This is a genomic window from Pseudomonas kitaguniensis (assembly GCF_009296165.1).
GTDB lineage: Bacteria > Pseudomonadota > Gammaproteobacteria > Pseudomonadales > Pseudomonadaceae > Aquipseudomonas > Aquipseudomonas kitaguniensis.
This window is the reverse complement of the sequence record NZ_VUAZ01000062.1, coordinates 23,058-34,936: the sequence shown is the minus strand read 5'-3', so window position 1 is coordinate 34,936 and position 11,879 is coordinate 23,058. Positions and strand designations below refer to the sequence as shown.

The 11,879-nt window shown below is 57.3% G+C and carries 13 protein-coding genes, 2 tRNA genes and 1 pseudogene; 8 read left to right on the top strand and 8 right to left on the bottom strand.

The features are described from left to right. The first annotated feature begins 19 nt into the window (after positions 1–19). Positions 20–96 (top strand) — tRNA-Arg (locus tag F0169_RS11900). Positions 97–446: 350 nt separating this feature from the next. Then, on the top strand, positions 447–1,889 hold the full coding sequence (mgtE, locus tag F0169_RS11895; RefSeq protein WP_058414117.1) for a magnesium transporter: 1,443 nt from the start codon (positions 447–449) through the stop codon (positions 1,887–1,889). Positions 1,890–2,068: 179 nt separating this feature from the next. On the opposite strand, the gene F0169_RS11890 is transcribed toward mgtE, so the two are convergent. The 3 genes from F0169_RS11890 to F0169_RS11880 all read right to left on the bottom strand — a co-directional run bounded on the left by F0169_RS11890 (position 2,069) and on the right by F0169_RS11880 (position 3,201). Further along, positions 2,069–2,395: an Arc family DNA-binding protein gene (locus F0169_RS11890; protein ID WP_003193592.1), complete on the bottom strand. Its 327-nt coding sequence runs from the start codon at positions 2,393–2,395 to the stop codon at positions 2,069–2,071. A gap of 392 nt (positions 2,396–2,787) precedes the next feature. Further along, positions 2,788–2,967: a PA3371 family protein gene (locus F0169_RS11885; protein ID WP_152746634.1), complete on the bottom strand. Its 180-nt coding sequence runs from the start codon at positions 2,965–2,967 to the stop codon at positions 2,788–2,790. Between the two features lie 9 nt (positions 2,968–2,976). Next, on the bottom strand, positions 2,977–3,201 hold the full coding sequence (locus tag F0169_RS11880) for a hypothetical protein (protein WP_152746633.1): 225 nt from the start codon (positions 3,199–3,201) through the stop codon (positions 2,977–2,979). Between the two features lie 323 nt (positions 3,202–3,524). On the opposite strand from F0169_RS11880, the gene F0169_RS11875 reads away from it, so the two are divergent. Continuing rightward, positions 3,525–3,601, top strand: a tRNA-Arg gene (locus tag F0169_RS11875). A gap of 295 nt (positions 3,602–3,896) precedes the next feature. Further along, positions 3,897–5,199: pseudogene (locus tag F0169_RS27875) on the top strand (MFS transporter); the annotation flags it as partial. Positions 5,200–5,336: 137 nt separating this feature from the next. On the opposite strand, the gene F0169_RS11865 reads toward F0169_RS27875, so the two are convergent. From F0169_RS11865 to flgA, 4 genes are all read right to left on the bottom strand, one after another. Next, positions 5,337–6,080 (bottom strand): flagellar brake protein, encoded by a 744-nt coding sequence (locus F0169_RS11865; RefSeq protein ID WP_058414103.1) that lies wholly within the window; start codon positions 6,078–6,080, stop codon positions 5,337–5,339. A 96-nt stretch (positions 6,081–6,176) separates the two neighbouring features. After that, positions 6,177–6,647 (bottom strand): flagella synthesis protein FlgN, encoded by a 471-nt coding sequence (locus tag F0169_RS11860; RefSeq protein ID WP_152746631.1) that lies wholly within the window; start codon positions 6,645–6,647, stop codon positions 6,177–6,179. A 48-nt stretch (positions 6,648–6,695) separates the two neighbouring features. Next, positions 6,696–7,022, bottom strand: a complete 327-nt coding sequence (flgM, locus tag F0169_RS11855; RefSeq protein ID WP_058414101.1) for a flagellar biosynthesis anti-sigma factor FlgM — start codon at positions 7,020–7,022, stop codon at positions 6,696–6,698. Positions 7,023–7,162: 140 nt separating this feature from the next. Beyond that, positions 7,163–7,927: a flagellar basal body P-ring formation chaperone FlgA gene (gene flgA / locus F0169_RS11850; protein ID WP_058414100.1), complete on the bottom strand. Its 765-nt coding sequence runs from the start codon at positions 7,925–7,927 to the stop codon at positions 7,163–7,165. A 101-nt stretch (positions 7,928–8,028) separates the two neighbouring features. On the opposite strand from flgA, the gene F0169_RS11845 reads away from it, so the two are divergent. Further along, the gene (locus F0169_RS11845; protein WP_058414099.1) at positions 8,029–8,961 is read left to right on the top strand and encodes a chemotaxis protein CheV; all 933 of its coding nucleotides are present in this window, start codon (positions 8,029–8,031) and stop codon (positions 8,959–8,961) included. Between the two features lie 43 nt (positions 8,962–9,004). Beyond that, entirely contained in the window at positions 9,005–9,832 is an 828-nt protein-coding gene (gene cheR / locus F0169_RS11840; protein WP_058414098.1) for a protein-glutamate O-methyltransferase CheR, read from the top strand. 73 nt (positions 9,833–9,905) lie between these two features. Here cheR and F0169_RS11835 read toward each other — a convergent pair whose 3' ends face one another. Beyond that, the gene (locus tag F0169_RS11835) at positions 9,906–10,682 is read right to left on the bottom strand and encodes a carbohydrate binding domain-containing protein (RefSeq protein WP_152746630.1); all 777 of its coding nucleotides are present in this window, start codon (positions 10,680–10,682) and stop codon (positions 9,906–9,908) included. A 333-nt stretch (positions 10,683–11,015) separates the two neighbouring features. On the opposite strand from F0169_RS11835, the gene flgB reads away from it, so the two are divergent. After that, on the top strand, positions 11,016–11,423 hold the full coding sequence (flgB, locus tag F0169_RS11830) for a flagellar basal body rod protein FlgB (RefSeq protein WP_010208346.1): 408 nt from the start codon (positions 11,016–11,018) through the stop codon (positions 11,421–11,423). Between the two features lie 3 nt (positions 11,424–11,426). Then, on the top strand, positions 11,427–11,870 hold the full coding sequence (gene flgC / locus F0169_RS11825; RefSeq protein ID WP_058414097.1) for a flagellar basal body rod protein FlgC: 444 nt from the start codon (positions 11,427–11,429) through the stop codon (positions 11,868–11,870). Positions 11,871–11,879: the final 9 nt, after the last annotated feature.

Genomic DNA, 11,879 nt, shown 5'->3' with positions numbered 1-11,879 from the left:
TGGTCTAAAAACACAACCTGCACTCGTAGCTCAGCTGGATAGAGTACTCGGCTACGAACCGAGCGGTCACAGGTTCGAATCCTGTCGAGTGCACCATACAAACAAAAAGCCCGCCTAGTGCGGGCTTTTTGCCGTCTGGGGTTTGTGTAGGGTTTATCCTCAGATTCAGCTTTTCGTCCCGGCCATGTGTTTTCCCGTGGGGTCGTGGCGTCGCAGTTAGTAGATGCAGTCAGTGCTTAGCTTTGTCTCGCAAGCGCTTGTTTCTTTCCTTAGTTTTTAACGTTAAAAATGGCCGGGCGGTGTATCATTGCGCCCGTCAGCCCCGCCGGGCTTGTGGAATACCTCCATGGACTTACCCAGTAGTAACTCAGTACCCCGTTTTACCAATCATGAATTGACTGATTGATCCTTCCGGCGTGCCCCGCTGCTGGGAGTGGAGTTCGCCTATGACCGAAGTAGAAGTAAAGAAAACACAAGACAGCCTGCAGGATCGTTTGGCTCAAGTCATCGAGCTGCTGCAGCGTCAGCGTGTGGTGGAAGACCTCACGCACCGCCAGGAAGGTCCGAACCTCGACCGCGTCGAAAACCTGGTTCACCGGCAAAACCTCGTCGAGTTGCAGCGCAAACTCGATGACCTGCACTCCGCCGACGTCGCCTACATTCTTGAAGCCTTGCCGCTCGATGATCGACTGACCCTGTGGCAATTGGTCAAGGCTGATCGCGACGGCGATATTCTCCTTGAAGTGTCTGACTCGGTGCGGGAAACCCTGATCGCCGACATGGACGATCATGAACTCTTGGCGGCCGCCAAGGAGATGGACGCCGACGAGCTGGCTGACCTCGCTCCTGAATTGCCGCGTGATGTTGTGCATGAGCTGATGGAGGCCCTCGACACCCAGCAGCGTGAGCGTGTTCGCTCCGCGCTGTCCTATGACGAGGACCAGGTCGGTGCGTTGATGGACTTCGAGATGGTCACCATCCGTGAAGACGTCAGCCTCGAAGTGGTATTGCGTTACCTGCGCCGCCTCAAAGAACTGCCAGGGCATACCGACAAACTGTTCGTCGTCGACAATGACGGCATTCTCAAGGGTGTGCTGCCGATCAAGCGCCTGCTGGTCAATGACCCGGAGAAGCGCGTCGTAGACTTGATGGCCAGTGACACGGTGAGTTTTCACCCGGATGAAGATGCGTACGACGCAGCGCAGGCATTCGAGCGTTACGACTTGATTTCGGCCCCGGTGGTCGACAAGAACGGCAAGTTGATTGGTCGTTTGACCATCGATGAAATCGTCGACCTGATTCGTGAGGAGAGTGAGACCGAAGTCCTCAACATGGCCGGTCTGCGCGAAGAGGAAGATATTTTTGCTTCGGTCTGGCGCTCACTGCGTAACCGTTGGGCGTGGTTGGCGGTCAACCTGATTACCGCGTTTATTGCCTCACGCGTGATCGGGTTGTTCGAAGGCTCGATCGAGAAGCTGGTGGCGCTGGCGGCCTTGATGCCCATTGTGGCGGGTATCGGTGGCAACTCCGGCAACCAAACCATCACCATGATTGTGCGCGCGATGGCGCTCGACCAAGTCAGTACCGGCAATACCTCGCGCCTGATGCGCAAGGAACTGGCGGTTGGCTTGATCAATGGCTTGGTGTGGGGTGGCGTGATCGGTGTGGTGGCCTACTTGCTGTATGGCAGTTGGTCGCTGGGTGTGGTGATGACGGCTGCCATGACCCTCAACCTGCTGCTGGCTGCACTGATGGGCGTGTTGATACCGATGACGCTGGCGCGCCTCGGTCGCGACCCTGCCATGGGGGCCAGCGTGATGATTACGGCCATGACTGACAGCGGTGGCTTCTTCATCTTCCTCGGCCTGGCGACCATCTTCCTGTTGTGATCCCTTGTGGGAGCGGGCTTGCCCGCGAATGCGCTCTGTCAATCAGCAATAAATTGACTGATCCACCGCACTCGCGAGCAAGGCGCAACGCTGCTCCTGCACAGCCCTGTTCCGGGCGACCCTCAAACCCCAGGCAAAAAAAAGCCAGCACATGGCTGGCTCTGGCTTGCAGTTTTGGATCAGTTGGCTTCTGCGGCCGCCTCAACGTCGTGCGCGATAAGCGAGACGAGGGCATTTTGCTGGCGGTGGGAGAGCTGACGAAAACGCTGCAGCAGTTCGCGTTCGTGCAGTGACAGCTCCGGGCTGTCCAGGCGCATGCTCAACTCTTCGCCCAACGCACCTTCCTGAATAAGGCTCTGTTCCAGGCGCGCGATGATTTCAGAGTTCATGCTGCGGTGATGATTGCGAGCCACCTCGGCAATGCGTTCCCGCATTCCGTCTGGCAGACGTACGACGAACTTGTCAGCCGTACGGCTGGAATAAATTGCCTGTTTCAATGGGCGCATATATTTAACCGGTTAGTTCAGGGGAGCGGTTTTTGGAATTGGCCGCAAGGATGAGTGTTAAGACAAGACTCACGACCAAAGTTCAACCCGAATTGCAAAGAGGCCGCATCATGCCTCAGATTTGACAGTTCCTTGGCGTCAATTCTGTGACAAATATTGAACTGCCTAAAGGCTTTATGCCAGCACTGATTTGCAATTTTGCGGACTGGTTAGAAGTTTTGGCTACGAATGATTCCAAACCGGAACGCTTGAGCAAACCTAGGCCGCAAAGGGGGTAGGCGCGCAAAGTGCTCAAAGGTGTGGCCTTTTGCCTTACTGTTTAAGGATAGTGGCGATCTGCCAATTTGCTAGTGAAAGGCGACATAAGGTAGGGGGTCAAGCGAGTCGACCGATCAGCGCAGTACCGGGTCGAACTTGATGCGCCGGCCCACGATCAGCGTGATAACCAGCACGCCGGCAAACACGCCGGTGGCAATAAAGGCAGGCGTTTGCGCGTGTTGGGAGGCAATGCTTAAACCCGTCACACCACTTGTAACGGTCAAAAACAGGAACAGCCAGGCGGACTTGCTCATAGGGCTTCCTCAGAACACCCAATGTTCGGATACGGGCGCGGGCTGAGTGTCTTGAGTCACACGAATCGGCGATTGCATGGCAGGTGTCATCACCGCCAGTTGCGGGCGCTGCTGCAGGTGATGCGGCACGGCCTGACTGATTTGCGCGGCATCATCATTGCTCGAGTGAAAATGGAGCATGACCAGTGCAGCCAAAGCCACAGCGTTGAGGGTTAACAGAAGGGCGCTGTTCATGTTCTTGATCTCCGCAGTGGCTGGGTCGAATGGTTTTGTAGGATAAGTATTGCAGGTGTCGTGCCAATATTTTAATTCAATAAAAACAATGGGTTAGATATGCTTTTAAGTGCTTGAGCGTTGCAATTTGCAAGACTGGCATTTTGAGGGCGTGCAATTTGCACGACGCCGCCAAGTGCCCGTATTTACGGGGCGAAACGGCGGTGCCTCATTCAAGTAACGGCCTACACTCAAAAAGCCCACGGACGACATGACAAAACCGACCTCGGCCGTTAACATGCACGCCGTCCGCCGCTGCGCGTTTGGCCCGGCAGCTGTCATTTGTCCCAGTAGCTCAATTGGATAGAGCATCCCCCTCCTAAGGGGAAGGTTGGCCGTTCGAACCGGCCCTGGGACACCATCTTTGTGGCGCCCCTGAAGCGCTCTCATAAAAAGCCCCGTACAGATTTCTCTGGCGGGGCTTTTTTGCGCGCGCCCTCAAACACCGGTCGAACCTTGCCCGCGATCCGGGTTCTCAGCAGGTGCGCGATGTATTTATCGCAACCCATGTACCTCGCACGCCGCCATGCAGCGTCTGAGCTAGTAAGCAAAATTTTCCCCCGGAAACAGCCCCTATTGCCTGTCCGTTCCCGGCAACCCCGGACTATCATGCCGATAGCCCTGTCCCTCACTGCAAGGAGCCGCTCGGAACGCCGATGCGCCAAATCTGGAAATCTTTTCGAGCCCTTTATTTCGCCTCCTTGATGATGCTGATCGGCTCCGGCCTGCTCAGTACTTACCTGGCCTTGCGCCTGGCGGCCGATCATGTCGACAGCCTGTGGGTAGGTGCGTTGATGGCGGCCAACTATTTTGGCCTGGTGCTGGGCGGCAAGATCGGGCATCGCCTGATCGCCCGGGTCGGGCATATTCGTGCGTATGCCACCTGCGCCGGGATCGTCGGTGCGGCGGTCTTGGGCCATGGCTTGATCAATTGGCTGCGGCGTGGATCGTGCTGCGGATGATTGTGGGCCTGGGGATGATGTGCCAGTACATGGTCATCGAAAGCTGGCTGAATGAGCAGGCCGATGCCAAGCAGCGTGGCGTGGTGTTCAGCGGCTATATGATCGCGTCGTACCTGGGGTTGGTATTGGGTCAGTTGATCCTGGTGATGCACCCAGAGCTGGGCCTTGAATTGCTGATGCTGGTCGCGCTGTGTTTTGCCCTGTGCCTGGTGCCCGTGGCCATGACGCGGCGCATTCACCCGGCGCCGCTGCACCCTGCGCCGATGGAGCCGCGGTTCTTTATCAAGCGTGTGCCGCAGTCGCTGAGTACCGTGCTGGGCGCGGGGTTGATCGTGGGTTCGTTCTACGGTTTGGCGCCGCTCTATGCGTCTCAGCAAGGCCTGAGCACCGAGCAGGTCGGTCTGTTCATGGGTAGCTGTATTTTTGCAGGCTTGCTGGTGCAGTGGCCGTTGGGCTGGTTGTCGGACCGCTATGATCGCGCCTTGCTGATTCGTTGCTTTGCGTTGTGCCTGGCGGTGACGGCGTTACCTTTGGCCGTGCTGACCAAGGTGCCGCTGGAAGTGTTGTTCGTGGCCGGGTTCTTGTGTTCGCTGGTGCAGTTCTGCCTGTACCCGCTGGCGGTGGCGTTCTCCAACGACCATGTTGAGGGTGATCGCCGGGTGTCGCTGACGGCGATGTTGCTGGTGACGTACGGCGTGGGTGCGAGTATCGGGCCGTTGTTGGCGGGCGTTGCCATGAAGCTGTTTGGCAGCCACATGCTGTATGTGTTTTTCAGCCTGTGCGGGTTGGTGCTGGTGTGGCGTATTCGGCCGAAGGCGGTGACCAACCTGCATCAGTTGATGATGCGCCGCTGCACCACGTTGCGATGCCCGACAGCATGTCCAGCTCGCCGCTGGTGGTGTGCCTTGACCCGCGCGTGGACGAGGCGATCGTGCAGGAGCAAATGCAGGGTCCAGTCGAACCCGAGCCTGAAGCCGAACCTGAGCCACCGGCCGATGAGCCGCTGTTCGAAGGGCCGCCGGAGCCGCTGGGCCCGGACGAGCATCCGCATGACTTGAGCAGGGCGCGCCCTGAACGCAAAAACGGGCAGATCCCATCAGGATCCGCCCGTTTTTTTTGCCGCAATTTTAAACGTTAAAAATCGTCGTCTTTGTCGAAACGTCGCGCTTCACGCTGCAACTGGTACACAAACCGCTCTACCTGGCGCTGCACCAACCCACTCATGTTGTGGAAGCGCACGCCGGCGAACGTGATGTTGATACGGTCTTCGAAGTGCAGGTGACGCAGTTCGACAGAGGTGGTCATGCTGCCGAAGGGCAGGGCGGCGATAAACCGGTCATACACCTGGCCCAGTTGCAGGCGATCGGAAATGTCGCCTTCAAAACGCAATTTGCAGCCGGTGGCAGAGATGTCCAGCAGTTTGCCGCTGACCGGTGCCTTGATCTTTTCGCCGCCCATCTCGATGTTGACCAACTGGGCCAGCTTCAGTGCAGCGCGAAAGGCATTGCGACGCTGATGGTAGACCACTTCATCGGGCAGGCTGCCGGTGTAGACGCGTTGGCCATCTTTTTCTTTGATGGTCAGCTTGCCGTTGCTTTCCCAGGCCACACGCACGCCGTCGTGAAAGCCTTCGATGCGGAACGGTTCGCCATTTTCGAGATGGCGTTCGCCGTCACGCGGGATCATTTCGTCCAGGGTCAGCGTTTTGCTGTCAACGTCCACCAAATAGCTTTGAAAGCGCTGGCTGCGTTCGTGGAACGTGATGATCAGTGGGTCATGGCTTTCTTGCAGCATCCGCAAGGTGCTGGCGATTTCCAGAGGCGTGGTGAGCACCTTGGGTGGCTGCGGGGCATCTTCCGCATTAAGGGCGTTGAACACGGTTCTTCCATCTCCAGACAAAATACGACTACACGCAAGAACCGGCATTTTGCCAGCATGTAGCGCGCTTTGGATAGGGCGCGCTGTAAACCGGGGTCAGGCTTGGCTACGGGTGCTTGGCTTCACCAGCCGCGAGGTGGAACCCTGGGCGTTGTAAAGGGCCGGGGGCTCTCCGCCGTGAAGGATTCGCAACTGGTTGGCGGTCGTGGCTTGCTGCAGCTGGATAGACTGACCGTTGAGCAGGTTGGCTTCCTGGCACTGGGCGAGCAACTGATTGAGTGCGGTGCTTTGCGCCAGCAACTGGTCGCCGACCGAGGAATGGCTGGCCAGCTGTGCAAGCCCATCGTGATCGGGCGGCAGGCCGAGGCTGACGAGAATCTGGCTGCGCTTTTTGCCATGCTGCTCGAGCAGCACAATCAGCGACTGCTTGTGCGCCAGAATATCTTCCAGCAAGCGCATGTCCCGGCCATGCAGGGCCAGGGACTCTTCTTTCAGCAGCTCGAGCAAATGTTGCGTCGGCGCCAGATCATCAATGATCAGTTGAAGCAAATGTTCGTCGTGGTGCATGGCTGGCCTTGGGTTTTAAGCGTCCAAAAGCCCTGCGCAGGCATTTGCCTAGCGCGTGGCTTCGAAGTTAAGCAGCTTGCTGGCTACACGGTTGCTGTCGACTTTATAGCTGCCATCGGCGATGGCCTGCTTCAACTCGGCCACACGGGCTTTATTGACGACAGGTTGATCGCGCAGCGAGTCAGTGACCTTCTGCAACTGTTGAGCCTCATTGCTCAGGTGAACCGATTCCCCGCTTTGGCTGGCGCTGGCCTGTTCTGCCTTGGCGGCAGGCGCTGGCTGCGACTTGGCTTCTACGCTGTCCTTGGCACCGCTGGTACGCGTATTGCCGGGCAAAGCCGGGGCGTTATTTAAACGACTGAAATCAATGACCATGATAAAAAACCTCTGGGTATTTGGACGCTTGCCATGTTTTCGGCCATACCCGGACAAACTTTAGGCTCGATTGACAATAAACCTGCACGTACGCATCTATGGCGCACAGTGTAGGAAAAGCAGGCGTCCTGCGCCAGTGACTATAACGCTACCTCGACTTGCCCTGGCGCGGTGACTTGCGCCTTGATCACCCGGTTGGAGTTGAGGTTTTTAACCCTGATCTGTTCGCTCATGCCGCCGTTGGACAGCGCTTCCCCCGGCATTTTTACGGTAAGCCCGCCACTGCTGGCGGAAATCACCACCTGGTCGCCCTTACGAATTACCTCGGCCTGTTCCAGGTGGACCAGCGTGATGACTTGATCGGCCACCATTGGTCGGGTCAATCTCTGCCCCACGGCCTGGTCAACCGACGTCAGGTAGCCTTGGTTGATCAGGCTGATATCGCGTTCGCGCAAGCCTATGTCGTCGAAACCGATGATGCCCAAGCGTTTTAACGGCCGCGTCACCACCACCACGTCGCGGAACAGTTTGACCTGCGCCGGCACAAACACGGTCCACGGCGAGGCGCCCTCGCAGCGCACTTTTACCGTGACCCGACCGATGGGCTGGGCGGGGCTTTCAAGCGAGGCTGTCAATTCTTTGTCGCACAGCGGCATGCGCAAGCGCGGGTCCAACTGGTTCACTTGAATCTCATAACGCCCCGGCGTCTGGGTGGTTGCCAGATAATCTTCTACAGTGAACTCAAGAAAGCCTTGAGTGACGCCGATAAGAAGATCAGGCAAGGTGGCGTTATCTGCGCGGGCCGTGATGCCCGAGCCCAAGGCGAGCAACGCCAGCGAGACGCAGAGCAGTCTGCGGAACGTTGGAAGGCGAGGGCGTCGAGAAACTGTCATTTTAAGGTTCATGGCCAACTAAATATCAAAACAACAGCAAAGCTCGTGCCGTTTAGTGGTGGGTACGCGCTTCACTTTAGGTCTAGCCTAAGTTTTAGCGTAGGAGTCATGGCATGGCAGGTGTAATGGATTCAGTAAACCAGCGCACACAGCTGGTGGGGCAGAATCGCCTGGAGTTGTTGCTTTTTCGCCTGGATGGCAAACAGTTATATGGCATCAACGTGTTTAAAGTGCGGGAAGTGCTGCAATGTCCCAAGCTGACGATCATGCCCAAATCCAGCCCCGTGGTGTGTGGCGTGGCGAACATCCGTGGCGCGACCATCCCGATTCTTGACCTGGCCCTGGCCACAAGTTCGGCGGGTTTGCAGGATCGCGAAAACCCGTTCGTGATCATCACGGAGTACAACACCAAGACCCAGGGTTTTTTGGTGCGCTCGGTGGAACGCATCGTCAACATGAACTGGGAAGAGATCCATCCGCCGCCCAAGGGCACCGGGCGTGACCACTACCTCACGGCGGTGACACGGGTGGATAACCAGTTGGTCGAAATTATCGACGTGGAGAAGATCCTCGCCGAAGTCGCGCCCACCTCGGAAACCATCTCGGTAGGCGTGGTAGATGCCGAAACGGCGCACAAGGCGGTATCGCTGCGTGTGCTGACGGTGGATGACTCCTCGGTGGCGCGCAAGCAGGTGACCCGTTGCCTGCAAACTGTTGGCGTCGAAGTGGTGGCGCTTAATGATGGTCGCCAGGCGCTGGATTATTTGCGCAAACTGGTGGATGAAGGCAAGAAGCCGGAAGATGAGTTCTTGATGATGATCTCTGACATCGAGATGCCGGAAATGGACGGCTACACGCTGACGGCCGAGATACGCAACGATCCACGCATGCAAAAGTTGCACATCATCCTGCATACTTCGTTGTCAGGTGTATTCAATCAGGCGATGGTCAAGAAAGTCGGTGCCGATGACTTCCTGGCCAAATTCCGCCCTGATGACCTGGCATCCCGGGTAGTCGACCGGATCAAGGCAGCAGATCACGGCTAAGGGGAATTCCCCTGGCGGTCACACGATTTAAGAGGCGGTATCATTGTCTACGGGTAATTTGGATTTCGAACAATTCCGGGTCTTCCTGGAAAAAGCCTGTGGCATATTGCTCGGTGAAAACAAGCAGTATCTGGTATCCAGCCGCCTCAACAAACTCATGGAGCAGCAGGGCATCAAGTCCCTGGGCGAGTTGGTGCAGCGCATCCAGAGCCAGCCGCGCAGCGGGCTCAAGGAAATGGTGGTCGATGCCATGACCACCAACGAAACCCTGTGGTTTCGCGATACCTACCCTTTCGAGGTGCTCAAGAGCAAAGTGCTGCCGGAGGCCATCAAGGCCAGCCCGGGCCAGCGTCTGCGTATCTGGTCGGCCGCCTGTTCTTCGGGGCAGGAACCGTACTCGATTTCGATGTCCATCGATGAGTTCGAGCGAACCAACATGGGCCAGTTGAAGGCGGGTGCGCAAATTGTCGCCACTGACTTGTCCGGCACCATGCTGACCAACTGCAAGACCGGCGAGTACGACAGCCTGGCGCTCGGTCGTGGTTTGTCACAGGAGCGCCTGCAGCGTTTCTTCGACCCTAAAGGGGCGGGGCGTTGGGCGGTCAAGGCGCCGATCAAGAGCCGGGTGGAGTTTCGCTCGTTCAACTTGCTCGACAGCTACGCCAGTCTGGGCAAGTTTGACATGGTGTTTTGCCGCAACGTGCTGATCTACTTCTCGGCAGAGGTCAAGAAAGACATCCTGTTGCGTATCCATGGCACGCTCAAGCGCGGTGGTTATTTGTTCCTCGGTGCTTCTGAAGCATTGAACGGGTTGCCGGATCATTACCAGATGGTGCAGTGCAGCCCGGGTATCATTTACCAGGCCAAGTAATAGCACTGAATAAAAACGAGGCCCCTTGAAGGCCTCCCGTTTTTTTTTTGGCGAAAACTCTAGCAGCGTGTACTCAGGGCCTTTGTGTCATGCGGATATTGCCCAGCGACAGGCGATGTCGGCCTAGCGGAACGGCATCGTTGAACAGGCCGAGTGTGACGTTGCCGGTCATTGTGGCGACAAACGACCCGCTCCCGGACTGCTGGGTCAGGTTGATGTTCTGAACAGTCGCGCCGATTCGGCTGCCGTTGATGGTCAGGAAAACCATTGAGCCATCGGCGGGGTCGCCTGCGCTTGCATCAAAGGCGAAATCGTACGTGCGGCCCGCGGTCACCAAAATGGTTCGGGTAATGATGTGGGACTTGGCAAGCTGGCTGTCGGGTACGTCAGCGACTACCCGTCCACCCACAATACGCAACACGCCGCCCGTGTAACTGCCCTGGGCCACCCAGCCCTGGAAAGTACCGTCTTTGAAATCCCACACAACGTCTGGCGTTGGCGGTATGACTATCGGGCGCCGGTTGATGGTCACGGTGGCGTCCGGTGCACTTAGGGAAACCCCGCTACGCCTGATGCTTACCCGCAGCCGCACGCTGTTGCCCTCGTTGGCTTCAACACGTTCTCTGGGTATCTGGGCAATGAGTGAGGGCACGCCTTGGGCAATTGAAAAGCTTTGGTTATGGTCGCCACCCAGAACGTTGCTGATCATGTTGATATTGACAAAGTCCATGGGCAGTAAGGGGACGCTGCACATGACTTCTGCAGAGTTGCCCGTCAGCAGGCTGGTGTTCAGGTTTGGAATGGGCAGTGCCGAGTCTTGTAATGTGAAGCCGAGGGCTGGGACAGTCATCGTGGTAAGCCTCTTCCTTGCGAATTAAGGGATGTCCGCCCAATAGGGCATCCGATGCGGTAGGCACCACAACTGTCATAAATACCAGTGCAGACGGACGGTACGACAGCGCGCTGCGTTTTCAGTGACTGCGTCGCCCCGGTTGCCGCCCGGTGTGAAAGCGGCAAGCGTTATTGCCGCTTTAATGGCGCAACGCGGAAGGCGGTTGCCGCTTTTCTGGCATTGCCGCCGGCAAACGCCGCGCAACCCCTTGAATTACGGGCTTTGCTGACATTGGCATGCGCCTTGCTATGACCTTGTTACGAAAAGCAGGTCAGCCTAAAGGTTTCCGCCATGAGCATCAGCTTCGATAAAGCGCTCGGTATCCACGAACAAGCCCTGGGCTTCCGCGCCCAGCGTGCCGAAGTCTTGGCCAACAACATTGCCAACGCCGACACCCCGAACTACAAGGCTCGGGATTTGGACTTCTCTGCTGTGCTCGCCGCCCAGCAAGACAAGACCAAGAACGGCACCTTCGCCTTGAACATGACCAACAGCCGTCATATCGAAGCGCAAGGCCTGAGCAATGGTGACGAGTCGTTGCTGTATCGCACGCCGATGCAGCCATCGATCGACCAGAACACCGTGGATGCCCAGTTGGAGCAATCGGCCTATGCCGAGAACTCGGTGAACTTCCAGGCCAGCTTTACCCTGCTCAACAGCAAATTCAAAGGGCTGATGTCAGCCCTGCGTGGAGAATAAGCCATGTCCTTAGCCAGTGTTTTTAATATTGCCGGCAGTGGCATGAGCGCGCAGACCACGCGCCTGAACACCGTCGCCAGTAACATCGCCAACGCCGAAACCGTGTCTTCGAGCATTGACCAGACCTACCGCGCACGTCACCCGGTGTTTGCCACCATGTTTCAGGGCGGCCAGAGCGGCGGCAGCGATTCGCTGTTCCAGAGCCAGGACGCCGCAGGCCAAGGCGTGCAAGTACTCGGCGTGGTTGAAGACCAGAGCAATCTGGAAGCGCGCTACGAGCCTAACCACCCCGCTGCGAACGAAAAGGGTTACGTCTACTACCCCAACGTCAACGTGGTCGAGGAAATGGCAGACATGATCTCCGCCAGCCGTTCGTTCCAGACCAACGCGGAAATGATGAACACCGCCAAAACCATGATGCAGAAGGTCCTGACCCTGGGTCAGTGATAAGGGGTG

Coding starts and splice junctions, on each gene's coding strand:
- flgC (WP_058414097.1), top strand. CDS start 11,427: ATGTCCTTAGCCAGTGTTTTTAATATTGCCGGCAGTGGCATGAGCGCG.
- F0169_RS11835 (WP_152746630.1), bottom strand. CDS start 10,682: ATGACTGTCCCAGCCCTCGGCTTCACATTACAAGACTCGGCACTGCCC.
- flgM (WP_058414101.1), bottom strand. CDS start 7,022: ATGGTCATTGATTTCAGTCGTTTAAATAACGCCCCGGCTTTGCCCGGC.
- F0169_RS11885 (WP_152746634.1), bottom strand. CDS start 2,967: ATGAGCAAGTCCGCCTGGCTGTTCCTGTTTTTGACCGTTACAAGTGGT.
- mgtE (WP_058414117.1), top strand. CDS start 447: ATGACCGAAGTAGAAGTAAAGAAAACACAAGACAGCCTGCAGGATCGT.
- F0169_RS11860 (WP_152746631.1), bottom strand. CDS start 6,647: ATGCACCACGACGAACATTTGCTTCAACTGATCATTGATGATCTGGCG.
- flgB (WP_010208346.1), top strand. CDS start 11,016: ATGAGCATCAGCTTCGATAAAGCGCTCGGTATCCACGAACAAGCCCTG.
- flgA (WP_058414100.1), bottom strand. CDS start 7,927: ATGAACCTTAAAATGACAGTTTCTCGACGCCCTCGCCTTCCAACGTTC.
- F0169_RS11845 (WP_058414099.1), top strand. CDS start 8,029: ATGGCAGGTGTAATGGATTCAGTAAACCAGCGCACACAGCTGGTGGGG.
- F0169_RS11880 (WP_152746633.1), bottom strand. CDS start 3,201: ATGAACAGCGCCCTTCTGTTAACCCTCAACGCTGTGGCTTTGGCTGCA.
- F0169_RS11890 (WP_003193592.1), bottom strand. CDS start 2,395: ATGCGCCCATTGAAACAGGCAATTTATTCCAGCCGTACGGCTGACAAG.